The following is a 26403-nucleotide window of genomic DNA, read 5'->3' on the forward strand; positions in this document are numbered from 1 at the left end:
CAACCGTCATGTTCACCCCGGTTGTCACATCCCGCCAAACTCAACCAATCGTGGTTTTGCGCTAGCTTTTACTGCGTCCTTTCGTGTGCCTTGCTGATCTTTGCCATCCGAACAGGGAGTTAACCGAACCAAAACGATACTCTTGACCGAGTACGACGTCTGTCGTAAATTGATTTACGACAAGCGTAGCAAACGGGTGATCACCGCCATGGCCTGGTCCAATGCACCTTCGGGCAGACGATCGATTTTTCAGAAAAGCATGAATAAGCCGAGACGAACCAACCGATTCACCGCCGCAGAGATGGAGTTGTTTCGGTTGCTGTGGGACCATGACACCGTAACGCTCGCCGAAGCGCACCAAGCGATGCTCGCCTCGGGCGCAACGATCGGCTACACGACCGTGCAGACTCGTTTGGAGCGTTTGGTCGACAAAGGTGTGGTTGGCAAATCGGCGACGCGACCGGCTAGTTATCACGCGTTGGTCGGCCCTTCGGATGTCAGCGGTCCGCTGTTGGATTTGCTGAAAGAACGTGTCAGCGGCATTGTCCCATTAGTTGCCCATCTTTTGCAAAATTCGGTGCTGACCGAGCAAGAACTTCGGGAAATGAGACAACTGATCGCCGACGCGGAACAGCGATGTGGAAAAACCAAGAGTTCGAGTGATACCGATAAACCCGAAGCGATCCATAAAAGAAGACAAACGACTCCGCCGAAGGGATCGATATGATTCTGTTCAGCGAGAATCCATTGAGCATCAATGTCCTCGGCGCAAGTGGACTGGACGTGAAATGGTTCGGCTTGAATGAACACGGTTTCAACGGGGTCGTCGACTCGTGCGTGCCGATGCTCGTTCGCGGGTCGTTAGCAATGCTCATTGCGATGCTCGTGGTGCGTTTGCTTCGTCCCCGAAGTATGTTGTGTCGCCGGCTGACTTGTGTGGGTGTATTGATGCACGGTTGGTTACTCGCGCCGTGGACGATCGAGATTCCTTGGTATGATCCACCGGCTGATATTGCGGGATTGGAACCGATGCATGAATCACTCAGCGTGCCCGTCCCAACTATTTCCGTCGAAACGACTGTTGCGGCTGGCGACGAAAGGCTAACGCCGCATCGCCATGCAAACACTTCGTCCGAAGCTGGTTGCTCAAGAGGCGTTGCCGCCAATGTCGGTGGAGGGGGTCGAAGCCAAGGTGCGTGAGCTGGATCGGAAACTCGAGTCGCTCGCGGACATGGAAGAATCAATTAAAGAATACGCCGAGAAGCTCCGAGCATCCGTCGATGCAAAAGTCGCCCGTTTGAAAGATCTCCGCGATGCGCCGGAGAAACTATCCGCTGAGGCCCTTCGAAGGGGCGCGATGTTTCTAGGTGGAGATGAAGCCGCTCAGTTGAAATCGCTCGACGGAATCGTTAATCACCAGCCGAGTGATGAAGCAGTCTTGTTTTGCGGCCACGTTGCCCAACGCTCTGAGTATGAGAGCGTCCGACGCGAGGCACTTCGAGCGGCTTGTTCACTCGGCAAAACTGGCTACCCCGCGATCGCGATCGCATACCAAGACTTGAACACGACAGACAGATTTTTCTTGCTCGAACAGATTCGTTCATTGTCAAACGAAGATCGAGCCGTGTTGATGGCTTCTATGGCGAAAGACGCTAGCGAACCTCTCGTAGCCAAATTAATCGAAGAACCTTTCGACGATGACCGTCGATTTGTGTTACTGGGTAAATTGGCTGACGACTTCGGGGACCAAGCGATGACCAAGATCCTCGAGACGGCCCGTGAGACTCAAGGCTTGCAAGGTCTTGCCATGCTTTATGCAATCGCGAAATCTGGAGAGCCCAAGTACGTTTTACTAGCATTGAAGGCTGCTCGCGAACGCGGACCGTCGTCTTACGCGGTCATCGTTGCGGCGGGCAAATGCGACGACCCCGCCGTCCGCGCCGAACTCGTCCGCGCCGCCAAAGCTTGGGGCGGAGAGGCTGGCGAGCGAATCATCGACAAGGCGCTCGCCGATTCGAACGAATCACTTCGTCAAGCCGCTGCGGCAGTAATGGGCGAATAGCCATCATCCAAGACAGGTCATTCACCATGGAAACTCGCCATCGCTCAGAACGTGTTTTAAAAAGGGGTCTGACCCTCTCCGGCGAGGCCAAAAACCCAATGAAATCGACTCGCCTCCGAAGGGTCAGACCCCTTTTTAAAACACGTTCTCAGGAATGGAAACAGAGTACGCGGAAAAATTGATCTTCCGAAAAAGCGGCGTGTCCACAGCAAGGGAACGCAGAACGACTATTTCTCCGACAAAGACTCTTCCAATGCTTGAATTTGGAGCGTGATGGCCTCCAACCGTGGGTCGGTCGGATCGATCTCTCGGGCTTTTTCCAATTGATGACGGGCGTCGACTGGTCGTTGTTGCGAAACCAATGCCACGGCTAATCGGTATCGAGCCTCGAAGTTGACTGGTTCCGATTTGGTAAGGCGGGTGAGGGCTTCGATCGCGGCTTGCTGATCTCCTGCACCGGCGTAGGCTTCCGCTTTCAAAAACAACATGTCTGAATCATTCGCGTAAGCCGGGTCAAGTTGGTTGAAACATTCCAAGGCAAACTCGTATTCTTCGAGTGACAAATGTACGAGTGCCAACAGATACATCGCACGCTCCCGTCGTCGATGCCTCTCACGCAGTACCGCTGGAATCAAATACGACTTGGCTTCGTCGAGTCGTCCCGCCTCGAAGAGAAGTTCTGCATAGTTTACATACGCTCGCGGAAAGTCTCCGACATCAAACAGCTCGTCGTAAAGGCGCAGCGACTCTTCGTTGCGACCCTGACACAGTTCACAGTCGGCGAGTAGGAATCGGCTCTCCAGGTCATCCGGGATCAACTTCAATGCGTCGGCTGCGTGCTGGGCCGCTTCGGGGAACTTACCCGCCCAGTGCATGACCTTCGCAAGGTTTCGAAACGCGATCCCCCGCGTTTGATCGTCTACCAAGTCGAAGACTTTCTGTTGCACGTTCACTTTTTGCGTTTCGCTCGGCAACGATCCGCCGACGACTCGGGTGCGTTGGAGTTCTTCAAGAATCCACCACGCCAACTCTCCGTGAACCTCGATCGTGGGATGCACGTGATCGAGAAATAGCTCACGCCCGAAACAGGAGTGCCCGAACCGTTCTTGACTGTATTGTCGGAGCTTGGTCTCAAAATCGATCAACGGGATTTCATGGCGGCGTGCCACGCGTCGGACCGTCTCGGCGATGGCGGTTGTCGCTCGCAGCGGACAAACGTCTTCATCGATCGCACGGAGGAAGGCCACCTCCGCTTGATCAAACTCTTCCATTTGAAAGAGTGCTCGACCGTGAAAAAAATGAGCCTCGGCGCAACGTGGATCCGAATTGATGATCGCGTTTGTCTGGGTCACGAGAGCTGAATCGTCCGATTGCTCCCAAGATGCCTTTACCTTGTCAAGCTGACTAAGCCCACTGGGCGTCGTCGGTGACTGTGAATTTGATTCAGATTTGAAGGGCCAACAGTCTTTTAAATTGGAAGCGGGTGTGATGAAAGCAATCTGTGCACCGGATCGCTGAGCGATCGATACCATCCGTTCCAAGTTCCATTCGTAGTGCCGAATCACCTTCGTTTGCCACACATCATCGCGGTGATAGTCGCTCGGACCAACCGTATGGTTCAATCTCTCGTCAACCTCCTCGGATAAACGAGCTTTAGTGTTGGAGTTGATCGGTGAACTCGAAACGAATTGCTGAACGAGTGAGCCGACGCGAGTCTTCTGTAAGATCGCCGACGCGTTGCGGTTTAAAACCGAAGTTTCGAACAAGCCTTCATAGGTTCGTCGCTCCAAGAATTCGTTGTGGACGCTGTAGACTAGAAACAAGTCTGGTTCGTACTGGGACAGCTCTTGCATCACCTCCGCGACTCGGTAGCTGGCGTAGCTGACTCCGCCGGCATTGATGACTTCCCAGTTCGTATCAGGATCGGCAAGCGGCAATAGTTCTCGGAGCCACCCGCTGTAAGAAGTGCCATCGGCAAAGGGCCGACCGTAGGTAGTTGAACCGCCGACACAAAAAACGCGGCGGGTTCGGTCGGGTTTGATTGCAGGAAACGACTGATGATTGAACCATACCAACTTTCCGGCTGCGGTTTGGACTCTCTCGATTCCGTTTTCCGCCTGATACGATTCCAGGAGGGGAACTTGGCGTGAGAATCCGAGCAAAGGGTCCGTCGTCGTCGTGGTCGGCTCGAACCCGGCGATTGCCAACAGCGCTTCGGCGAGGAGCCAAAACCCCAACGTGGTAATCAGGCCGAACAGAAGCTTCTTGGGCCAAGACAATGGAGTATTCAATTTCGTAATGTGCCTTGCCGTCGGATCGGTACGATTACCTCATTCTTGATCGAAGTCAAACGATCAACAATGGGCGGGTTATCCGGTAGCCCGTTTCGGCAACCTTCATCCGCCATTGTGAATACACCTTTCGATATCGTCCGACGTTCACATGGCGACCACCAAATCGCTCTTTAAAGATTCCGGGACCATACTTTTCGCCCGCCCATCCGGCACCCGCGAAGTCGTAAACGCGATGTTGGTTTTGGATCGCCCATTGAATCGATTCCCAGACCAGCGAAGCCTGAGCCGCAATTCCGGGAATTCGATACGTACCGGCGTGTGACCAATACACCCGCCCGTTGAATATAAAATGACAGGCAGAAGCGATCGGCTGCCCGTTGAAGTCCGCCATCGTCAATCGAATATGATCTTTCGGAAAGCGAGCAAAGATCTGTTCGAAATAACCGATCTCAACCAAAGGGACTTTGGAACGAGCATGACTATGCAATAGATGCTCGTAGAAAATAGGCAAATCGCGTCCAGGATCCGCTTCGCGAACGGTCAACCCGCGACGTTGATTGGCGCGGATGTTGTTGCGTCGCTTGGGACTCATACGACGAAATATCTCGTCCGGTGAGACGGTTAAATCTAATTCATAGTTATTGTAATGGTATTGTTCGTAGCCGGCCTGAACGTATTCGTCCCCGCAAGGATCATCATTCGACAGAGGGCGAATTTCGCTGAAGACGACGTTTTCGGACATGTGGGCATCGTGTTCGGCCAACAGACACGCGATTGCTCGACGCCCCGCATCACCCTGGATCACGATCGGCTCGGCAAAAAAGATCGACCGCGACGTCATGGACTTGGGCCATATCCCGGCTAATGAAACCTTGACGGCGACTAACAGACCAACCATCTCGCCATCACGATTGATTGCCGCCAGAGCGAGCGGTTCATATCCGTCAGTGTCGCGAAACGCATGAATCATGGCGGTGGTGTGGTACAAGCTTCCGCCAGGATGGCGGGCGACAAACTCGTCCCATTGATGCGTCTCACAGGCGGTACGGACCGTGAAAGGTTTCGAAACGGTGATCATCAGGTTTCAAAAAAGTTGGCGGAAATCGATCCCCCCTACTTTATTTAATGATCGCTTGATCAGCACTGCTTCGTTTGAGCAACCCAACCTAACTTTGTTTGTCGATGCCGCGCAACCCGCACGACCTTCCATTCCGTTGTATTCCGGGTTTTCAGCAATATTCACTTCGAAAGAACGGAGCGATCGGTGGAGTTGGCGTCCTGATTTGGGTAGCATCGCAGGCAAATGGGCCTAGAATAGGGGCTTGCTGACGAACCAGCGAATTCCCACTTTCACTCCCTTGACCCTCGTCGCTGCCATGCTCCGATTGCTCGATTTTGCTTTCCGATCTCAATTCGCTATCACCGTCGGCTTGACGGTGGCCTGCTCGTTTTCATCCAATTCGGCTCTGGCAGACGCCACCGCGACGCTGCCCTTGGGGATCACCGCAAACCAGCCTGCCGAGGGGGCTTCGGTGGCGTTAGACAACGGAACGTTCATGGTTCCCTACACCCAGAAAATCCCCGGTACGGATATTGAGTTTGAGATGATTCCGGTACCCGGTGGGGAATTCACCATGGGAACTTCCGAGGATGCCGACGGATTTGTCGAGGACGAAGGCCCGACGGTGAAGGTCAAGGTCGCTCCGATGTGGGTCGCCAAGACGGAGACCCGCTGGGACATGTATAAGGAATACATGCGAATGTACAGCGTCTTCAAAGAGTTTGAGGCCCGCGGCATTCGTCCCGTCAGCGAAGACAATCAAGCCGACGCCGTGACCGCGCCGACGGAACTCTACGATCCCTCGTTCACGTTTGAATATGGTGAGGCAGCCGATCAGCCTGCGGTGACGATGACCCAGTACGCGGCTCAACAGTTCACGAAATGGTTGTCACGGATTTCGGACGTGCAGTATCGCTTGCCGACCGAGGCGGAATGGGAATACGCCGCCCGCGCTGGAACGACGACCGCCTACAGTTGGGGCGATGATGCCGGTGATATCGAAGAGTACGCGTGGTACTTCGATAATAGCCTCGAGGGTCCGGGAGTGGTCGGTACGAAGAAACCGAATCCGTTCGGACTTTATGACATGCACGGCAATGCGGCCGAATGGACCATCAATGAGTACACCGAGAACGGTTATCAGTGGATGGTCGACGAACAGCCCGTCGATGCCACCGCCGCTGCCCGGTTCCCGACCAATCCCTATCCTTGCGTCGCTCGTGGCGGAAGTTGGGAAATGGATCCCCCGGAACTTCGCAGCGCCGCTCGATTGGCATCTAATGATGAAGATTGGAAAGAAGAGGATCCGAACTTCCCTCGCAGTCCTTGGTGGTTCACCAGTGACCCGTCCCGCGGCGTTGGCTTTCGTCTGTTCCGGTCGTTGAAGGATCTTCCTCAAGAAACCATCGTTCAGTTTTGGGAGCCGCTTCCCGAGGAAACCAAGATGGACGTCGAAAGCCGTGTCACGGAAGGTCGTAGCGGCTACGGTTTGGTCGACGAAAACCTGCCCGGCGAAGCCGCCAAGTTGAAGGAATGATCGCCCCCGAACTGGCTTTTTTTTCGAGTTCGCGGTCGGGGCGTTTGGCGGTCCGGCGGTGGGCTCATGCGAATCCGAAAGCGGAGATCATTTTCCTGCACGGGATCATCAGCCACAGCGGCTGGTACGAGGCAAGCGGCTCGCACCTGAATGAAAACGGCTTTCAGGTGCATAGCCTGGACCGCCGCGGTTCGGGATTGAACTTCGCGCACCGCGGCGACGTCGATCAATGGACCACTTGGTTGTCCGACGTCGTGGAGTACGTCGAGAGCTTACCGACCGAGTTACCCAAGCTGCTCTTCGGAATCAGCTGGGGAGGCATCCTGGCGACATCATTGGTTCGCGTGCATCCGAAACTATTCCACGCGTACGGATTGATTTGTCCGGGGCTCTATTCGTCCAAATCGACAACAACGGTGCAGCAGTTCGGATTGAAGGTCGCTGAACTGGCCCGGTTGGATCGCGAGCGTGTCGAGGTGCCGTTGCGAGATCCAGCGTTGTTTACCAATTCACCGTCGCGTCGACGCTACATCGCTGAAGATCCCTTGACCTTACGAAAGATCACAATTCGGTTCGCCATTGAAAACTTGAAACTTTGGAACCACGCCGTCGATCAACCTGACCAGATCAAGATTCCCATGTTGTTGATGTTGGCCGACGCGGATCCGATCACGGACAACGAATCCACACGGGCGTTTGTTTCCAAGATGGGTAGCGAGGACAAATCCGTGATGGTCTATCACGATGCGTCTCACACACTTGAATTTGAACCCGATCCGTCAGGGTATTTGAACGATCTGACGCGGTGGTGCGTGCGTCAAAGCTCGGTCAAGAATTGATCGGATGTTCCCAAGAACGTGTGCTTGTATTGTTCCTGAGTGCCACCTCGCTCGGCGATCTTGCGTTCTCGCATTTTTTGCCACGAGCCGTTGGGAATGATCTTGGTTTCGATCGGTCGCAGACGATTGGTTTTGATCCGATCGTCGTATTCGCAGTTGACCGCCGCGAGCGAACGGTCGATCGATTTGGCGATGTTTTCGACGTCGTCGTTGAGGTGAGATTCGATCAACAAACGATAGCGGGGCGTGCTTCCCATGACGGGGACAAGCATCACGGTTTCGACACGCAAATTCAGTTGACCGAATCCCTCACGGACGGCTGTCGCGACTTGATACTCGGTCAGTTTTTCGCCCGTCATGCTGCTGCAATGAGCGCCTTTGTGTAGGAACGTCAGCATGGGGGTTTGGCCTCGAAATCCCACGCACTGAACCACGTCGTGGATGTTGTATCGGAACAAACCGCCGGAATTGGTTAAGAGGATGTAGTAGGATTGACCCTCGATCAATTCGTGTGCTTCGAGAACCGTGGGCGAGTCGCTTTCAAATTCCGATTCGGGGATGAACTCATAGAAATTCGATTCGTAGTCCAACAGACCGGCATTGGATTCGTCTTCGATCGGAATCGTCATCCGTCCTTCACTGGCCGACAAGCCGTGATCGCGAAACGCACATTCGCCGTAGAGCCGCCGTACCTCAGGAATGAAAGCGCTCACCGAACCTCCCATCCAAACGCCGATGACCGACAATTGCGGCCAAAAATCTTTCGGCAGCAACCGCCCGGTTTGCTCGATGATGTTTTCCAGTTCTTGAATGCGGCGTGATGAAACTCGCTTGATGCGCCGCTGTAACGTATTGCTCGTGGTGCTCGAACATCCCTCGGGCAAACGAAGCGTTCCGTCGCGCATGTCACGAATCAATGATTCCTTTTCGCGATCGGCTAGCTCGGCCAAGCCGACCAAGGTCAACGGATTGGCGGTCATGATCATGCCGACTTTCCGCGACGGCAGCGACAATCGCAGAGCCGTGTACTGGCGGGCCGTCCAATCGGAAATTTTTCCGACTTCGGGCGGTACGATGAACGTTCGACGGACAATGGCCGGACGCGTTTCGGCAGCCAGCCCACTGATGCTTCCGCACCAAACGCCACTCTCCGCTTGGCTTTGTTGCCAATCGCCGGCCAAGTGAACATATTCCTTTTTCGCCAAATCCATGTGGTCGGTGTGGGCCTTGAGTCCCCATATTTTCCAACCGCGTTTGTAGGTGCGTATGAACTCGTCGGTAACCGGAATGTGTTTGGGTTGTTCGGTCGTACCGGACGTCAAAGCGAACATTAACAACCGAACCGAGGGGCTGAAGAGCGCTCCGGGATCGCCTCTGCGAACGTCGTCGACGTAGGGACGGAAGGTTTCAAAATCAGTGATCGGGATATTTCGACGAAAGTCGTCGACGTTTCGAATCGAACGTAGGTGGTAATCACGGCCAAACCGACTGTCGGCGCATAAACGAACTTTCTCGAGCAAGACATCTCGTTGAATGTCACGCGAGTTCGCGGTTTGACGCAGCATCCTTGAGACGATCGCGTTTTGAAGCTTGATATAAGCCCAACGAGCATTCATTGAGCGACCTCCTAGCGATGGGATACAACGGAACCAGAACCGGGCCGGGATCCCGATGACAAAACTTTGGCAGCGTCTTTTCGAAGGACCTCGGAAATCTTTCCGGCGATCGCGTCGGCGTGCTGGCTCGTCATCATCGTAAAGTGGTGACCCGGAACATGATGCATTTCAATCGCACCGTAATCGCCCCATCCGAGATCTTCGGTGAGGGTGTGTCCGGTCACCCGCGACAACATTCCTTGTTCCTGTGGACACAGCAAGTGAACGGAAAGCTCGGACGGATCAGGCCGATAGTTCTGTAAAATTTCGACGTGTCGTTCACACAAATGAACCAATCGTCGCAAATACTCCTGCGTGGTACTGGTAGGCAAGACGTTGTGGTGGATGGCTAATTTGAGGACGTGTGCGATCGCATCTTCCTCGGAAAGACCCTGCAGCGATTCGTAGTTCAACTGCATGTTGGTATTGGCGAAATAGTTTGTGAACTCGATCAAATCGACCAGGAACTTGGCGTTGTCCTCGAGATCAACCGTGTCAAAAACCTGGGGCAAGGGAGTATCGATCATTACCAACGACTGCACCTGAGGATTAGCTTGCTGCAGTTTTCGAGCGATCTCATAGGCAAAGATCCCGCCGGTCGACCAACCGAGCAAACAGTACGGTCCATCAGGGAATGCCTCACGAATGATGTCGATGTAGTCCGTCGCCATCTGTTCCATCGAATGATGGGGTTGGGAACTGATTTGCAGACCCTTGGCTCGCAACCCGTAGACGGTACGATCGGTAATCTTCCGGGCGAGACTGTCATAACATCGCAGATCACCGCCGATCGGATGAAGACAAAACAGCGGTGGGTTCGATGACGTTGTGGCGTGCACCGCCGAACCACCCAATGGAACCAACCCGGCTCGACCGCGATTCTCAGAAGCTCGAGATAGGCTCGGTTGTTTTTCGTTCGAAGGTGACTTCGAGGCTTTGGTCGGCGACTCGGTTGATTTTGATTGCGATGATGATGGATCGGCTGAAGTCGATGAGTCTTCATAGGCCGCCGACGCGACTTCGGCCAACGACATCACACTGGGCTCATCGAAAAGAGCCGACATGGGAATTCCGACTCCCAGCTTGGATTCCAACTTGCTCCGCAATTCCATTCCCATCAACGAATCGAGTCCGAGCGAAACAAGCGGTTGGTCCACTTCGATCGAATCGGCATCGATTCCCATTACGTCTCCCAGGTTGGCCTGAATGATCGACTGTAGTTCGACCAATCGCGTTTTCCGATCGGCCGACTTCAACCGTTGATACAACGCTTCGTCACGTCCGGAGGAAGCCGATTGGTTGCCGGACGCTCCACTGGACGATTGATAATTTCGGAAGAGACTCGACCCACCATCGGGCAAACTTGCGACGACTCGGCGCCAATCAGCATCGACGATTGCAAAACTCGTGCTCGATGTTTCCGGATCGTTTTCGTGCTTCGCACTCAAGTCCTTTCTCAGAATTCGATCGAGCAAACCGATCCCGACTTCCGGCGCGATCGGGGTCATTCCCCGTTCGCCGAGTTGTCGTCGGATATCGGGATCGGCGGCCATGCCTTCGGAATCCCAAGGTCCCCAAGCGATCGAAGTCGCGGGCAATCCGCGACGACGACGGTAGCGCACCACCCCATCTAAAAACGCATTGCCGGCGGCATAGTTGGCTTGTCCGGGTGAACCGATGACGCCCGCAACGGACGAGAACAAGACGAAAAAATCCAACGGGCCGGTCAAGACACGGTGCAGGTTCCACGTGCCCTGCGTCTTGGGAGCCATCGCTTGATCGAGTTGGTCCAAATCCATTCGCAACATCAAACCATCGCGAAGGACGCCGGCGGCATGGAACACACCGCGAATCGGTGGGAACGATTCGGGCAAAAGACTCAAACCGTTGGTCAAACTGCGACGATCACAAACATCACCTCGCAAGATCGCGATCGAAACGCCTTCACCGCGAAGTTCATTCAACATGGCGTCGTCACTCGGCGGTTCGCGACGCGTCAAAATCGCCACGTGTTTGGCCCCTTCGCGGACGGCATAACGACAAACCTGACGACCCAAGGCACCCAAACCACCGGTGATCAAAATCGTGCCGGCGGCGGACGTCAATCCGGAACCGATGTCGCCGACAGAATTCGGATTCAACGCGGGCTCCGAAACATGTCGACCGTTGACGCTTGGTTTGCCGTTGGAGGCTGGCTTCCCGTTGGAACTCGGTGTCAGTGATTTCGTTGTAACACTTGACGGCTTCGATTGGGTAACCGGCATTGAGACGACGACTTTGCCGATGTTCTTGCGCGTCGACATGTAACGGAACGCATCGATCACCGATTCGGCGGGGAAGCAGGTCAGCGGCGTCGGCTGATACACCTTTTGCTCAAACAGCGGCATCATTTCATCATAAAGACGAACGATCTCTTGAGGCCGTTGTCGCAGGATGCGGTCTAAATCGATGGCGTGATACGACAAGTTGTCTTGGAACGGCCATAAACCGATTCGATGATTTTGATAGATATCGGTCTTGCCGATCTCCAAGAATCGACCGTAGGCGGCCAACACCGACAAACTCTTCGTAATCGCCTCGCCGGGCAGACTATTGAGAACGACATCGACGCCGTAGCCGGACGTTATCTCGATGATTTGGTCGGCAAAATCGAGCGAACGCGAGTCCATCACATGCTCGACGCCTTGAGAACGTAAGAAGTCACGCTTCTCGTCGCTGCCAGCGGTGGCGAAGATCTCCGCCCCGACCGATTGGGCGATCTGAATCGCGGCTTGGCCGACGCCACCGGCACCGGCATGAATGAGAACTTTTTCACCACTGGATAATCTTGCTAACGATCTCAACGCATAATGAGCCGTCAAGAAAGCGATCGGAATCGATGCGGCTTGTTCATCGGTTAAGTTTTCCGGCGTCCGAACAATCGCGTACTGAGCCGTCGTCGCGTGGGAGGCAAATCCATACGGAGCCACACCCATGACCCGTTGGCCGATCTGAAAGCGATCCACCGATTCGCCCACGCGGGTCACGACCCCAGCACACTCGATGCCTAGTGGCACGATTTCGTCCTGGATTCCGGGGTACAATCCGAGTGCTTTGAGCACGTCACTGAAGTTCAATCCGGTGCTGTGGACTTCGATCTCGACTTCTTCGGATTGCAGATTCGATTCACCGATCGCTACATAGTTCAAATCATCAAAACTCGATGCGTCTCCGACACGCAAGCTGAACCGCCCCCTGCGAGGCAAGCCGGTCGATGAACCGAGTTTCTTTAAGCGATCCGGAGCGGCCTGCAAACGGGCGACGAAGCGTTGCTCCCCTCGCAGGGCGAGTTGGTCATCGTTGTCGCTTTGCGAACTTGGTACCGAGGTGAGTTCGGCCAATAACTTCGGTGAATTCGTGGCTGGCGATTGCGATGGATCCAAATCAATCAAATGAATCATCAGATGTGGCATCTCGACCATGGCCGTCCGGGCCAATCCCCACAAAGACGTCTGGGACGGCGAAACCGAATCACGCGATGAAATTGCCATCGCGCCTTGGGTGACCATGAACGTTCGGTGAATTTTGACCGATGACGATTTCGCCAACGTGGTCAACATCAACAAAGCGTGCGAATTGATTTCCTTGGCGAGGTCATCATGAGGCGTTTCCATGTCTTCTTCGCGGGTCGAACGAATCCCCCAGAAATCGACGATCGTCCACGGAGTCGATTCATCCTCTGGCGAGGACTTGGATAATTCGTCAAACAATTGCTCGTAATGCGAGCGGTCCAGAGGATCGATCTGGACGATTCGCGACGCGAGTTCGCTGTCGACGTTTTGGGAATCGAAGGTGGTTCCCTGTTTGACGATACGAACGTGTCGGCCTTGGGAGCGAAGTTGTTTGGCGAGTCCGGATGCCAGCCCGATCGGATCGGCCAGCAGCAACCAGCACGGACCATTCGTCGTTGCGGTCGGCGAGTTTGTCGGAGCCGCTTCACGTGGAGCCTCGTTCCAAACCACCTCGTGCAAGAGGTCTTCGGGTTTACGAGTCTTGGTCGATCGTCGGTTACCAATCCGTTGCACCGTGGCTCCGATCAATTCGGCGATCAGAGTGCCCGTCTCGTCCGATAAGTGGATATCCGCTTGAATCTTGTCGTCGGTAGATTTTCCGTTTTTGCGGCGGACGTGAACCCACAACGGCCCCATAGGAACTTCGGCCAAAACACGAACCCGATCGATCCCGACAGGCAACACCAACTCGGCCTGTTCGTTTGAATTCGGGTCGGCGACCACACCGGCCATCGCTTGCAAACATCCATCGAGAACAGCCGGGTGCAAAGCGTAATCAACCAATTCGTTGCGGAGCACTTCGGGGAGGTTCATTCGTGCTAACGATTCCCCTTGGCCGACGTGCAATTCGTCAATCACTTGAAACGTCGTTCCGTAACGCAGTCCGCTCGCGGACATTCGTTCGTAGAACGCGTCGCGATTGATCTGCTGCGTCATTCGTTCTTGGATCGCGGATCGCTCGATCGCGTTGGCGACGTTCTCTTCACTGGAACCGCGGTGGATGGTACCCGAAGCGTGCAACGTCCAGGGCGGGGTCGCCTCTTTGGACGTCTCGGGTCGGCTGTGGACTTCGATCGAACGTTGGCCACGGAGATCCGGACCGACGTGAATTTGAACGATGCGGCGTTGATCGTCGGTCAACACGAGGGGTTGTTCGATCGAGAGATTTTCTAAGCGGTGGCAGCCATCGCCGTAGAGTTGCCGGGCTACCGCGATCGCTTGTTCCATATAAGCTGCGGCGGGAACCACCACGCTCTGGTCGACGCGGTGATCGGCGAGAAACGTCGGTGACTGCGAGGCCAATGCGACTTCAAAAACGGTTTCCTCTCCCGCCATCGGAATGTTCGCACCAACCAACGGATGGGCGTTGGCGCTGCTGGCGATGTGAGGAGCGGAATGCCCGGTGTGCCGCCTGGACATGTCGTACCAGAACGACGTTTTCGAAAACGGGTAGGTCGGCAATACGATCCGACGCCGATTCCAAGGTTCGTCGTAGGACTTCCAATCGATATTGAATCCGCGAATGTAAAGTTCCGACAGACTGTTGCTCAGCACGTCCCAATCGTCTTGGCCGGTTCGCATCGACGGCAACCATGAAATGGCCTCTTTGTTCCATACGCGGCTGGCGAGCCCGCACAGCGTCGTGCCGGGTCCGACTTCGATCGCCGCGTCGATGGCAAACGTTTGCAACGTTTCGGCTGCATCGACGAAACAAACGGTGTGGCGAAGATGTTCACGCCAATAAGACGGCTTGGCGATTCGTTGATCGATGCGTCGCCCGTCACGGCTGGAGATCAACGGGATCTCGGCCGGTTTGAATTCAACCTCCCCGACGTGATGTTCGAACTCATCCAGGATCGGATCGAGCAGAGGTGAGTGCATCGCGTGAGCGACTTCCAACATCCGTGACTTCACCCCCAAAGCGTCGAACTGAGAAATCAGCTCGTTGACGATTACGGCTCGTCCCGAGATGACGACGTTCTCGGGACCATTGTGGGCCGCGATGGCGACTTCATTGCCGTAGGGAAGGATCAAATCGGCAACCCGTTCGCGGTCGGCAAAGATCACTGCCATCATGCCGTCGCGCGGAAGGCTTTGAACCAAACGGCCGCGATGAGCGATTAACTTCAAACCATCCGCCAACGAGAACACACCGGCTTCGCAGGCCGCCACATAATCGCCGATGCTATGGCCCATCATGACCGCCGGCTCGATCCCGAACGATCGCCACAGCCGCGAGGTGGCAAGCTCGATCGCGAACAAAGCCGGTTGCGCGTATTGCGGCTGATGAACGAGCGGATTGTCGGAGTCGTCTTCGTACAAGACGTGCAACAAACGTTGTGGCATCAGATCGGCGAGGATTTCGTCACACTCTTGCAGGGCTTGCCGAAAGACCGGATGGGTCTGAAACAATTGCCGCCCCATTCCGGGCGATTGAGTGCCTTGGCCGGGAAACAAGAACGCGATCTTGCGTCGTCGATCCCCTCGCGTCGCGCCGAGCTTGATATTGCGGGTCGACGTTCCATCGACGAAAGCGGTCAACGCTTTCTTCAGTTCGTCGGCATTGGCCGCCGCGACCGCCAAGCGATGTCGCAGCGGTGATCGTCCGACCGCGACGGTATGACAGGCGTCGGCAAGCGGATAGGACGCCGGGTCGCTGAGCTGATCGCGATGAAGCGCGGCGAGTTCCTTGAGTTGATCTGGTGTCTTAGCGGATATCGCAAAAACGTGTTTCGAACGATCCGGACGCGTCAACGCTGCCGGCATTCGGCTTCCGGGACCCTCCAAGACAATGTGCGCGTTGGCACCACCGAACCCAAAACTGCTGATTCCCGCTTTGGGCGGCGTGGGTGTCGCCGACCAGGGCATCGTCGTAGCGGCCACCTTGAGGCGACTGCCGTCCAGGTCAACGTGTCGATTGAGGCGTTGAAAATTGAGTTGTCCCGGGATCGTTTGATGGCGGAACATGAGAATCGTTTTGAGCAACGATGCCATTCCAGCCGCCGTTTCGGTGTGACCGATATTGGCTTTGACCGAACCGACGTAACACGGCGCGGGTTCGGTTTTTGATTCCGGATGGGTACGTCGGCGAAAGACTTCCGCGAGCGCTCCCAATTCGATCGGATCGCCCAGCGGCGTCGCGGTCCCGTGGGCTTCGACATAGGAAATGTCATCGGGCTGGCAACCCGCATCGCGGAGGGCTTGGCGAATGACGTCGACCTGCGACGTCCCGCGAGGCGCGGTAATCCCCGATGTGGTGCCGTCCTGGTTGATCGCACTGCCGCGGATCGTCGCCAGGATCATGTCTCCGTTGCTGATCGCATCGGACAGACGTTTCAAGATCACGACGCCGCAACCTTCGCCACGGACGTATCCGTTAGCACCATCATCAAACGGCCGGCATTTTCCGTCAGGCGATAGCATCTGCGCTTGAGAAAATGCGAGCGTGGTCTCCGGGGTCAAGATCGCATTGACACCACCGACGATCGCGGCATCACATTCCTTGCTCCGCAAACTACGAACCGCCAAGTGCGCCGCGACCAAGGAGGAAGAACACGCCGTATCGACCGACAGACTCGGTCCACGAAGGTCCAGCGTATACGAGATCCGGTTCGCCGCGATGCTCAAGGCATTGCCGGTCCCCGAATACGCCGAAATCTGTTCGTAGTAATTATCTAATTGAACCGGGATACGGGAATAGTCGACTGCCCCGACGCCGACGAACACGCCCGTCGCGGTTTCACGTAGGTGCGCCGGAGAATTACCACCGAATTCGAGAGCTTCCCAAACGACTTGCAACAGCAACCGATGTTGCGGATCCATCTTCTCGGCCTCGCGGGGCGAGATGCCGAAGAACGCGGCGTCGAATTGATCGATATTTTCGATAAAGCCACCCCAGCGGGTTGGCATCTTACCGGGTTTGCTTCCCGATGCGTCATAGAACGCATCGACGTCCCACCGCGAGGCGGGAATCTCACCGGTCATGTCCGCACCGTTGCGGATCAGATTCCAATACTGTTGGATGTTCGACGCTCCGGCGAATCGACATCCCATTCCGACGACCGCAATCGGTTCGGAGATCGTTGTGGCGGACTTCGCCATCGCCTGTTTAAGCAATGCCAGCTTCTGAGGCGATAGGTTGGCCATCCTCTCGGACGCTGAACTCATTGAAGATGCTCCATTTGTTCTTGGGCGGCCAAGATTTCGGCGACCTCGTCGTCGGGCATTTCTTCCAACTTGGCGAGCAATTGGTTCAAGTCATCGTTCATTTCGTCGTCCATGTTTTCAGTCGTCCCTTGCGGTTCCGACGCAGCATCCATCGAGGGCACCGATTCGGATTCCCACTGCTGGCGATGAAGTTCCGCCAAATGCGACGCGAGCGACGAGGGGTTGGGATACGTCCAAGCGATCGTCGGCGAAAGCTTCAGTTTGAGGTTCTTTTCTAGCTGAGCGATCAATTCCATCGACGATAGCGAGTCCAGCCCGTACTCGGCAAACGGCCGGTCGGGATCGAAGTCTTGGTCATTGGTTCCCGACGTATAAATCAGCCACTGGGTTAAGAACATTTCGAGTTCCTCGGCAATCGCTTCTTGATCGCCCGGCGGAGTCGCGGCCAAACGTCGCATTAAATCATTCATCGAGGCCGCTTCAATATCCTCCGCCGATGGAACCGACGAGACACCATCGCGATCATGACGGTTTGCATCACCTGTCGCGGCATCTGCGAAGGCGGCGCTCGAATTGACCGATTGCCCGACCGACCATTGATGAACGATCGCCAGTTCGCCCTGCGTGTATTGTTGTTTGACTTCGGAGTATCGGACCTTACCACTCGTCGTTCTGGGAAGGGTTCCCATCCGGATCAAAATCACCTCATGAACAAATACATCGTGCTCTGCTGTGACGCTGCGACGAATCTCCGGAATGATCTGCTGCCAATCTTCTTGTTTCGAACCGCGATCGACTTCTTGAACGAGGACCAAATGGTCGTCGCCACCGCGATCGATCAAGAACGCACTGCCGCCTCCGGGAATCAAATGGGGTGAACCGCTTTGGACGGTGGCTTCCAGGTCGTGGGGATAGTGATTGCGTCCGCGGATGATGATCAGCTCGTTACGACGACCGGTTACAAACAATGATCCTTTTCGCAGAAATCCAAGATCACCCGTTCGCAGAAATGCGTCCGGTCGTCCGTCGGCCAAGCGAGCACTGAAAATGGCTTCATTGTCGACCGGTCGGTTGCGATAACCTTGTGCGACATTTCCGCCGCGGACCCAAATTTCGCCAACTTGGTTGTCATGACAGGGCAAGCAAGTTTCAGGGTCGACCACCAAGACTTCTTCATCCATCGGAGCGCGACCACAATCGACAAACTCGATGGAAGAAGCGGTCGACTCACTCGGCGGTTGCCCGTCACTCGAGTGAGTTGGCTTGGCATCGACCGCCCGGCCGTTCTTTTGCAATTCGACTGCGTCGACCGTGCAAGTCGCGATCTCGCCGGGACCATTTCCACCGGTCACCAACAAGGTTGCCTCGGCCAATCCATAGCAAGGGTAAAACGCCGATTTCGAAAATCCATAACGACCGTACGTTTGTGCAAACCGACGCATCGTCGTCGCCCGAATCGGCTCGGCACCGGAGAATGCGACTTCCCAGGAACTCAGGTCGACGCCTTCGAGTTCTTCCGGTTTGATTTTTCGCATACAAAGTTCGAAGGCGAAGTTCGGACCGCCACTCACCACAGCCCGATGGTCGCTGATGGCGCGTAACCATCGTGAAGGTCGCTGCAAGAACGCCAACGGTGACATCAAAACGGTGGTGCCGCCGATGTACAACGATTCCAAAATACCACCGATCAATCCCATGTCATGGTACGCGGGCAACCAACATACGCCGACTTGACCGACGTGATGGGAGAGTTGAAATCCTTGACGGATCATTTCCAAGTTCTGCAGGATATTGCCATGACTGACCATCACCCCTCGAGGATCCTTGGTCGATCCCGATGTGTACTGAAGGAAGGCCAAGTCCGACGGCTGAACGTTTTGTTTTTTCCAGTTCGAATGCGGATTCGCTTCGAGGTCGTCGCTGCTCAACCAAGTCGGATCGCCCAACTGATTCGATACCGCCGAATCACCGATTAAATCGACAACTCGACGTGTTGCCAAAACTGCCGAAGGACGTGCGTCTTCGACGATCGCCGATAACCTTGCCGAGGGACGTTTCGGCTTGGGGTAAGTTGCCGGAATCGCTAACACACCTGCGTACAAACATCCCAAGAACGACTTGATGAAGTCCAGGCCGGGCGGGAAAACCAACGCCACGCTCGATCCCGGTTCGACTTGCTGCTGCAATCCGGCCGCGATCCGACGCGCCGCACGATCGAGCGCGAAGTAGCTGATCGTCGTTGAATCCGATTCGTCTTCCAAAAATCGAAACGCGATGCGTTCGGGGCACGTCTCGCTTCGCGAGCTAAGGATATCGACCAACGTCGTGCCGTCACCCCAACGACCATCGGTCAGTTGCGATTGGCCTGCGTTTGATGAGCTTGAACGTGTCACCCCTGATCGCATCGAGTGAGATCTGTCCACCGGATCGGTATGGTCAGAAGAGGTGGTTCCATTGAATTGTGGATCTAAGTTCATCGCACGTACGTCTAGAGAGTTTTCGAGCGTCGGAATCAGTTATCCAAATACGACGCACAAGCGAATCGCTCTCCATAGCGAGCAGTAATGCCAATCCTACCTTTTTCATGCCAAACCGGGCGAATAAAGCCCTCATTTTATCTAGCCTACCGCTGAAAGCTAGTGCTACGGAGGGTACTTGCCACCCGCCCATGCCAGCTACCTATGATAGCGGCCCGTGGAGGGCTCCGCCGGAAAAGGGGGATCCCCCTCCTCGGACGCGGTCTACCGGCGACGAAGTTTTTCGCTCAGCAGTCGCGAAAGGAATGCCAAACGTCCGGAATTGGCCGATTGGGTTCCCTCGCGACGCTCCAGCATCACCCGTTTAAGATGCGCATCGAGTTTACCCGCCGTCAACTCGGTCGCTGCGGACTGATCGAACAATTCAAACGCCGGTTCGAATAAATACCGTGCATTGAGCATCATGAGGGCTTTGGCAACACTCCCACGCGACAATGAAGTTCGAGGAACGATCGTTTCGCTGTTGATATATCGAAACGAGGCCGCCACACGACGGGTTGAGGCGTCTTGGGTCCGGTGAATGATGTCCCCTCGAAGGACCAAGAGGTCTCCTGCACGCAATTGCGGTGTTTCCTCGATTTCGCTCGGATCGAACGGCAAACGACCAATCTTTCCGCCTTGGTCGTCGTCCTTAATAATCCAACTCTTGCCCGACGGTAACACCCTCGAGGCCCCGCGACCGATCATTTTGCGATGCAAATCAGGCACTCGTTGCTCAAATCGATCGAACGGGACGACCGTTAAGTTGGACTTTTCGACGACCGGTTTGACAATCGGAAGATAGAAATTCAGATAATTTCGCATGTCATTCCACAGCCAATACGTCTCGTGGTCCTGGTGCCACGGAAACTGCTGAGGTCCCGGTCGCAAGCTCGTCAAAGTCGACTTCTCAGAGTACGTCGCGAAATACACACCATCATTGAGTAAATCCACGCGAACACTCGACTCGGCCGCGATTCGCTGATTGACCGTGTCGAGTTGGCCTTGCAACGTTTCTTGTACGGCGGCCGAAATTCGCCGCACGCTATAGTTGGCGTTGACCTCCAAGGGAGCCGCCTCGAAGTCGGTTTGGAGCCTCTGAATCTGGTCTTCATTCAAAAACGAACGGATCAACAAGAATCCACGCGAATCGATCTCAGAGTAGTCCGTACGGTTTTCAACTTCACAAGTTGTGATCATTCAAGCAAGCTCCAGATGACGTGGAACGTCCTGATTCGACAGGTCGCCCAAAAGAGAAAAGGGCGATTCTCGATCAATATCGTTCATGGCCCCCCACTTTACTAATTCCCGAAAGTTCGATGTCAATCAATCTTCTTCACAGAATCGCCCTTTAGGGCTATCCATGCTGGTGCCCCCCCTTTCCAAATCGATGCCGTTGGGACACCCTCGAGGTCATCGACCTTACCCGTCCCCAACCTTGATTCCTGATGGAACTCGTCATGGTTCGCACCGCTTCGACAATGATGCCTCTGGGCACTTCGGCTCCCGACTTCACCCTTCCCGAAACCGACGGCGGGACCGTTTCACTGTCGGATTTCCGAGACCGGAAAGCTCTTTTAGTGATTTTCATGTGCAATCACTGTCCGTATGTCAAGCATGTCGCTGCGCAGTTGAAACTGCTCAGCGATGAATACATGCAGCACGGAGTGGGAATCGTCGCCATCAACAGCAACGACGTGGAGGCCTACCCGGACGACAATTTTGAGGCAATGAAAGCGGAAAAAGCGGCGAGAGTTTACGGATTCCCCTATGCCCTCGATGCCGATCAATCGGTCGCGATCGCCTACGGTGCCGCCTGCACGCCTGATTTTTTCCTGTTCGATGCCGATCAAAAGTTGGTGTACCGTGGGCAACTCGACGACAGTCGCCCGAAGACCGACTTGCCCGTCACGGGCGCGGACCTGCGTGCGGCGCTGGATGAGGCGATTGTCGGACGAACCCCGCCGACCGATCAAAAACCCGCCATCGGTTGCAACATCAAATGGAAACCCGGCAACGAACCGAGCTACTTCAACCCCTCGGGCATCAGCTAATCATCGATCAAACAAGGCGCGGATCCAGTCGCCTCGGGTGACGGCGGATTCGGGAATCGGCAAGTCGTGTCGTTTTGCGATTTCAGACCAACGCTTGCGTAACTCGTCATCGAGCGTTTCGTTGAGCTTAGCAGCGTGTCCCGGAAAGGCCTCGTAGTATTGGCTGGTGATGTGCTTTCCGCGCGCACCAGGTTTCGCGGGGCCGGGTTCTAATTGGTGCAACCCACCCAGTCCGCCCCACCACTGCACGGCGATGAAATCGGCATCGCTCGGCGGCACATCGCTGACGTGAATCGTCGCGCCGCCATGCGACCAAATCCTTCTCTGCAACGCGACGACGTCAATTTCTTGAACGGCAAGGTTGCCATCGCATGCCATACTTGCGGCGTGACCGGCCGCGCCGCCGAGCGCCATCCAAATGGGTTCCAATCGGATCGCACAAAACCCCACATGACTGGCACTGCACGCGGTCGGCACGATCAAGTTGCGAAGTCGCTTCGGAACGATGACGCCATAGGGAATCTGATACGGTGCCACACCTTTGTAAAATTCGCCGGTATGTCGCCCACCGATCATCGGTCCTTCGTGCCCGGTACCGTGACAGTTGTGACTGTACTCGCCGACCGCGATCGAATCGAGATGCAAGCGAGCTCGGGCGTCGCCCGGCGCGTACTCGGTGTCGACTTCGGTATAGATCTTCTGACCGACCATGCGGCGAGCTTCGCGAACATAGATCTGCTGCGGGATATGACCGGTGTCGGCAAACTCATCCCGGCAAAGACCCCACGTCGCAGCCTCCTTTCGAAACGCTTCAGGAAGTTCAGGATCGGTTTGAACAAAGTGAATCAATCCGAGTTGCCAGTCGAGGTGTTCGCGTTCAATCCGAAGCCGCGTTGGAAGGTCGCCTTCGGGATACTCGCGATTGTGACCGGGCATGGAAAGACGAACCAATCCATTGGAAACGTCATTGATGTCGCGTTTTCCGTTGGGCAAACTCGGCAGATGCGCTTTGAGAACAAACGGACTGCCCGGATAACCAAACGCCGAGCGAAATCGGCCCGATCGGACTAGCGGCACCAACGCCGTGTAATCCTTTCGATCATAGTTCTCGGGAACCGGTACGGGGATGCAGTTTTCCGGAACCTGGGTCATGCAGAGTCGATAGTTGTATCCTTGGACCTGATCATCAGCGTCTTGAGGCGCAAGCGATTCGCCGTACTCGGATCGGGCTTCGCGTCCGACGCGATAAGGCACTCCGGCCGCCGCGAGCAGATCGCCTTCGTACGTCGCGTCGATCATGATCCGGGAAGTGACCTCGATCGGATCGCCGTCGCGGTCCGAAAACGTCACGGCCGCAATGGATTGATCAGTGACGGTGACGCCGGCGAGACGATGGTCGGTCATGATCTGGATCGAAGACTTCTCAGCGAGCATCTGTTCCAAGACGAGCAGATTGACCGACGGCTCGCCATGCGTCCCCCGCCAACAAGCGCGAACTTGTTCGGAGTCCCGACCATAGGTCGTCTCGTAGTGTTTCAGCACGCGTTGGCTGAACGCAAGGAAAGGACCTTCGAGCGCCTCGAAACAATGGAAATCCGAGTGAGAAAGGCCGTGAGTGACCATCCCGCCGATCCGGCCGGTCGGTTCGATCAACATCACGCTACGGTCGTTCTCCGCTGCGGCGAGCGCGGCGGCGATGCCCGGCGGAGTTGCTCCATAGATTAGGACGTCGGCCGCAGGCACGAACCCTCGCGGCGCAAGCAACAAGACAGCAAAGAACGTCAATCGAAACATCATGGTGGTGGTACGCCTAACCCGCGAGCCTATTCAATGTATTGGATCTAAAATGGACAGTATCCCGATTGTCATGAACACACGCCTACTTTAGCACAAGAACTTCTTCTGCGACTCCTGTCGCTATCGGCGGTGCGTTTGAGTTTTTGAATCACGATCGATTCATTCAACCGATCAACCACCCTATTCCCCCGGTCAGCAACACGTAATAGCCAAATGCCACTATCGTACGACGCAGCACCAAGCCTTCGTGGCCAAGGAGCCCCACTACGGCACAGGCGGCGACTACGTTGTGGACGCAGATCATGTTGCCCGCCGCGCCGCCGACGGCTTGCAACGCGACGCCCCACGTCGGGTCCGTTCCGATTTGCTGAGCCACGGTGAACTGAAACTCCGAAAACATCATGTTGCTAAACGTATTCGATCCGGCGACGAACGCGCCGAGCCCGCCGATCAACGGGGCGATCAGCGGCCATGCCGACCCTAATAAGTCGCCCGCACTGGTTGCCAATACGATCGGCATCTTGGCCAACGAACCATCGCCACCATTATCCGAATGGATAAACACTTGCACCATCGGAACGGCAAACAGCAGCGGAACCGACGCCAACGAAATCACACGAAAGCTTCGCTGCCAAGCGGCCCGCGCGTCGGCGACCGATACGCGATGCATGAAAACCGTCACCACGGACACGAGAACAAAAATCGTTCCAGGTAGATAGAGTGGCTCGATTCGAACGCTGACGGAGTCGCATCCGAAAATTTGATCGAAATCAAAACCGACCGACCGCATCGCATCCGTCAATGGCATTACTAAACGCGTCGTCAATAAAAGAATCGCCACCATCAGATAGGGCGTCCAAGCCAACCAAGTCGGCAGGCGTCTCGAAACCTCTTGATTTTCGTTAAAGACCACTTTTCCCTTCCAAGAATCCGGCCAAGTGTTCGACCGGGCAAACGTCCAAGATGGCTCATCGACCGGCAACATCCAACCGCGTTTAGCCGCCGTCGTGACAATCGCAAGACCCACCATCGCACCGATCAGCGAAGGAAACTCGGGGCCTAAGTACACAGCCGTCAATACATACGGCACCGTCATCGACAACGAAGAGAAAAGAGCAAACCGCCAAACTCGTAAACCTTCGACGAGGCTACGATTGGTACCAAACGATTTCGTCAACACGCAGACAATGAATAGAGGAATCAACAATCCGGCCGCCGCATGTAGGATGGCAACCTTGATGGCGATGTGCTGTAACAGATGATCCCACGGCAACAGATCGTTCTGCGACGCAAAACGATTCACCGCTTCGGAACCCGATAAGCCTTTGTCCACACCGATCAAGATGGGTGTCCCCACCGCACCGAAAGACACCGGTGTACTTTGTATGATCATCCCGCACGTTACCGCTGCCAGCGGCGGGAAACCTAATCCGACCAGCAACGGCACGCACACCGCCGCCGGAGTCCCAAACCCGGCAGCCCCTTCAATGAATGATCCGAACAACCACGCGATGATGATGACCTGCACGCGTGCGTCGTCGCTCACGTTGCTAAACGACGATCGAATCGTTCCCATCGCTCCGCTGGCGTTGAGAGTTTCCAGTAGTAAAATCGCGCCGAAGACGATGAACAACAAACTGATCGCGATCAACACCCCCTTCGCCCCCGCCGCCGCCACCTGGATCGGCGGCACACTCCAAACGGCCAGTGACAACGCAATCGTGACAATCAGGGCGACGGGCATTGCCTTCGACGCGGGCCAGCGCAGCCCGACAAGCAACACGCCGACAAGGATGATCGGGGATAAAGCAACAAGAGCCAACAGCGTCACTCCTAGTTCAGCGGAATCGCGATTCGTTCGCGCATGTCGTACGAAAGCATGTCATTCGGAAGCTCGGCGAGCTTCCGTACCCGATCGATCGCATCAAGATAACCTCGACCCCGATAAAAAACATGAATGAAACCTCTTCAATGCTTCGATGCAATGCAACGTTCTGGCTTTGTCTGATAGCGGCCGGACCCGCCCAATGCCGATTCGCCCCCATCGTTGCCGAGGAAGCGACACCGCGAGCGAAGGAATTTCGCTCGTCACCCCTCGACGTGAAAATCGCCGCTCACCGAGGTGGTTATGAAACCGATAAGGCTGACGACGCGCCGGAAAACTCGGTCGCCAATATCCTAGTTTGTCAGCAGAAGGGATACGCCCTCTATGAAACCGATATTCAACGAACGCGAGACGGACACTTCGTGATCGTGCACGACGAGACCATCGACCGCGAGACCAACGGAAGCGGAGCGGCCAGCGAACAAGAACTATCCGACCTGAAGAAGTTACACAAACGATTCCATGACCAAAGCGTCTCGGAGCACCGGGTTGCGACTCTCGAAGAGTTTCTGATCGAGGGAAAGAACCGAGTCGTGTTCAAGGCAGACTTGAAGCCGGGGGTGACTCAGTTTTTCGATGAGATCATGAAGGTGGTCGCTCGCCACGACGCGTTGGATGGGATCATTTTCCGAGTCCCCTATCGCGATGCCAAACTTTATGCCGATTATCGATCCGGGGGCGTCCCCTACCACCGCGACTTGCTGATGTTCATGGTCTCCAACAAAAAACAGGTGGACGAAATACAAGAACAATTCGATCCCTCCACGATTCAGGTCAACGTCAGCAAAAAGGATCCCGCCGACGCAAGAACGCTCGAACTGATTCGATACGCGGTCGACAAAGGCATCACGGTCGAAACCCACGCCGAGGGAACCGAAGAAGATTGGAAAAAATTGATCGATGCGGGCGTCCGAATGTTTCACACCAGCAAGCCGAGTCGAGTAAAAACATTCCTCAAGCAATTGCGACACGACTGAAGACGGTGA

At 55.4% G+C, this 26403-nt stretch carries 15 protein-coding genes; 7 read left to right on the top strand and 8 right to left on the bottom strand.

Going from position 1 to position 26403, the window contains the following annotated elements; translation table 11 throughout:
* The first annotated feature begins 259 nt into the window (after positions 1-259).
* The 3 genes from Pla100_RS09050 to Pla100_RS09060 are packed head-to-tail and all read left to right on the top strand — an operon-like array spanning position 260 to position 2062.
* Positions 260-727 carry a BlaI/MecI/CopY family transcriptional regulator gene (locus Pla100_RS09050; RefSeq protein ID WP_231602881.1) on the top strand — a complete coding sequence of 156 codons (468 nt, stop codon included), beginning with the start codon at positions 260-262 and terminating at the stop codon, positions 725-727.
* On the top strand, positions 724-1200 hold the full coding sequence (locus Pla100_RS09055) for a hypothetical protein (RefSeq protein WP_146577408.1): 477 nt from the start codon (positions 724-726) through the stop codon (positions 1198-1200). The genes Pla100_RS09050 and Pla100_RS09055 overlap by 4 nt, the downstream gene beginning before the upstream one ends.
* Positions 1118-2062, top strand: a complete 945-nt coding sequence (locus Pla100_RS09060) for a hypothetical protein (RefSeq protein WP_146577409.1) — start codon at positions 1118-1120, stop codon at positions 2060-2062. The genes Pla100_RS09055 and Pla100_RS09060 overlap by 83 nt, the downstream gene beginning before the upstream one ends.
* A gap of 227 nt (positions 2063-2289) precedes the next feature.
* On the opposite strand, the gene Pla100_RS09065 is transcribed toward Pla100_RS09060, so the two are convergent.
* Positions 2290-4341 carry a tetratricopeptide repeat protein gene (locus Pla100_RS09065; protein WP_146577410.1) on the bottom strand — a complete coding sequence of 684 codons (2052 nt, stop codon included), beginning with the start codon at positions 4339-4341 and terminating at the stop codon, positions 2290-2292.
* Between the two features lie 67 nt (positions 4342-4408).
* The gene (locus tag Pla100_RS09070) at positions 4409-5434 is read right to left on the bottom strand and encodes a lipid II:glycine glycyltransferase FemX (RefSeq protein ID WP_146577411.1); all 1026 of its coding nucleotides are present in this window, start codon (positions 5432-5434) and stop codon (positions 4409-4411) included.
* A 244-nt stretch (positions 5435-5678) separates the two neighbouring features.
* On the opposite strand from Pla100_RS09070, the gene Pla100_RS09075 reads away from it, so the two are divergent.
* Both Pla100_RS09075 and Pla100_RS09080 read left to right on the top strand, forming a co-directional pair.
* The gene (locus Pla100_RS09075) at positions 5679-6953 is read left to right on the top strand and encodes a formylglycine-generating enzyme family protein (RefSeq protein WP_390620585.1); all 1275 of its coding nucleotides are present in this window, start codon (positions 5679-5681) and stop codon (positions 6951-6953) included.
* Positions 6950-7792: an alpha/beta fold hydrolase gene (locus Pla100_RS09080; protein WP_146577412.1), complete on the top strand. Its 843-nt coding sequence runs from the start codon at positions 6950-6952 to the stop codon at positions 7790-7792. Before Pla100_RS09075 ends, Pla100_RS09080 begins: the two co-directional genes overlap by 4 nt.
* Here Pla100_RS09080 and Pla100_RS09085 read toward each other — a convergent pair.
* The 4 genes from Pla100_RS09085 to Pla100_RS09100 all read right to left on the bottom strand — a co-directional run bounded on the left by Pla100_RS09085 (position 7771) and on the right by Pla100_RS09100 (position 20881).
* Positions 7771-9408, bottom strand: a complete 1638-nt coding sequence (locus Pla100_RS09085) for a GH3 auxin-responsive promoter family protein (protein ID WP_146577413.1) — start codon at positions 9406-9408, stop codon at positions 7771-7773. The two genes, Pla100_RS09080 and Pla100_RS09085, sit on opposite strands and share 22 nt — an antisense overlap.
* An 11-nt stretch (positions 9409-9419) precedes the next feature.
* On the bottom strand, positions 9420-17165 hold the full coding sequence (locus Pla100_RS09090) for a type I polyketide synthase (RefSeq protein WP_146577414.1): 7746 nt from the start codon (positions 17163-17165) through the stop codon (positions 9420-9422).
* Positions 17162-19558 carry an AMP-binding protein gene (locus Pla100_RS09095; protein ID WP_231602882.1) on the bottom strand — a complete coding sequence of 799 codons (2397 nt, stop codon included), beginning with the start codon at positions 19556-19558 and terminating at the stop codon, positions 17162-17164. Before Pla100_RS09095 ends, Pla100_RS09090 begins: the two co-directional genes overlap by 4 nt.
* Before the next feature lie 348 nt (positions 19559-19906).
* Positions 19907-20881 carry a phytanoyl-CoA dioxygenase family protein gene (locus Pla100_RS09100; RefSeq protein ID WP_231602883.1) on the bottom strand — a complete coding sequence of 325 codons (975 nt, stop codon included), beginning with the start codon at positions 20879-20881 and terminating at the stop codon, positions 19907-19909.
* A gap of 260 nt (positions 20882-21141) precedes the next feature.
* Here Pla100_RS09100 and Pla100_RS09105 point away from each other — a divergent pair, with 260 nt between their 5' ends.
* Complete coding sequence (locus Pla100_RS09105; RefSeq protein WP_146577416.1) at positions 21142-21735, top strand: thioredoxin family protein; 594 nt, start codon at positions 21142-21144, stop codon at positions 21733-21735.
* Here Pla100_RS09105 and Pla100_RS09110 read toward each other — a convergent pair whose 3' ends face one another.
* A complete protein-coding gene (locus Pla100_RS09110; protein ID WP_231602884.1) occupies positions 21736-23532 on the bottom strand; it encodes an FAD-dependent oxidoreductase in 1797 nt (598 codons plus the stop codon).
* Between the two features lie 163 nt (positions 23533-23695).
* Positions 23696-25363, bottom strand: coding sequence for an L-lactate permease (locus Pla100_RS09115; RefSeq protein WP_231602885.1), 1668 nt, complete (start codon positions 25361-25363; stop codon positions 23696-23698).
* A gap of 122 nt (positions 25364-25485) precedes the next feature.
* On the opposite strand from Pla100_RS09115, the gene Pla100_RS09120 reads away from it, so the two are divergent.
* Positions 25486-26394, top strand: a complete 909-nt coding sequence (locus Pla100_RS09120) for a glycerophosphodiester phosphodiesterase family protein (protein ID WP_146577417.1) — start codon at positions 25486-25488, stop codon at positions 26392-26394.
* Positions 26395-26403 lie beyond the last annotated feature (9 nt).

The organism is Neorhodopirellula pilleata, from assembly GCF_007859915.1.
In the GTDB taxonomy this organism is placed as follows: Bacteria; Planctomycetota; Planctomycetia; order Pirellulales; family Pirellulaceae; genus Rhodopirellula; species Rhodopirellula pilleata.

Coding starts and splice junctions, on each gene's coding strand:
- Pla100_RS09050 (WP_231602881.1), top strand. CDS start 260: ATGAATAAGCCGAGACGAACCAACCGATTCACCGCCGCAGAGATGGAG.
- Pla100_RS09055 (WP_146577408.1), top strand. CDS start 724: ATGATTCTGTTCAGCGAGAATCCATTGAGCATCAATGTCCTCGGCGCA.
- Pla100_RS09060 (WP_146577409.1), top strand. CDS start 1,118: ATGCAAACACTTCGTCCGAAGCTGGTTGCTCAAGAGGCGTTGCCGCCA.
- Pla100_RS09070 (WP_146577411.1), bottom strand. CDS start 5,434: ATGATCACCGTTTCGAAACCTTTCACGGTCCGTACCGCCTGTGAGACG.
- Pla100_RS09080 (WP_146577412.1), top strand. CDS start 6,950: ATGATCGCCCCCGAACTGGCTTTTTTTTCGAGTTCGCGGTCGGGGCGT.
- Pla100_RS09085 (WP_146577413.1), bottom strand. CDS start 9,408: ATGAATGCTCGTTGGGCTTATATCAAGCTTCAAAACGCGATCGTCTCA.
- Pla100_RS09090 (WP_146577414.1), bottom strand. CDS start 17,165: ATGAGTTCAGCGTCCGAGAGGATGGCCAACCTATCGCCTCAGAAGCTG.
- Pla100_RS09100 (WP_231602883.1), bottom strand. CDS start 20,881: ATGATCACAACTTGTGAAGTTGAAAACCGTACGGACTACTCTGAGATC.
- Pla100_RS09105 (WP_146577416.1), top strand. CDS start 21,142: ATGGTTCGCACCGCTTCGACAATGATGCCTCTGGGCACTTCGGCTCCC.
- Pla100_RS09110 (WP_231602884.1), bottom strand. CDS start 23,532: ATGATGTTTCGATTGACGTTCTTTGCTGTCTTGTTGCTTGCGCCGCGA.
- Pla100_RS09120 (WP_146577417.1), top strand. CDS start 25,486: ATGAATGAAACCTCTTCAATGCTTCGATGCAATGCAACGTTCTGGCTT.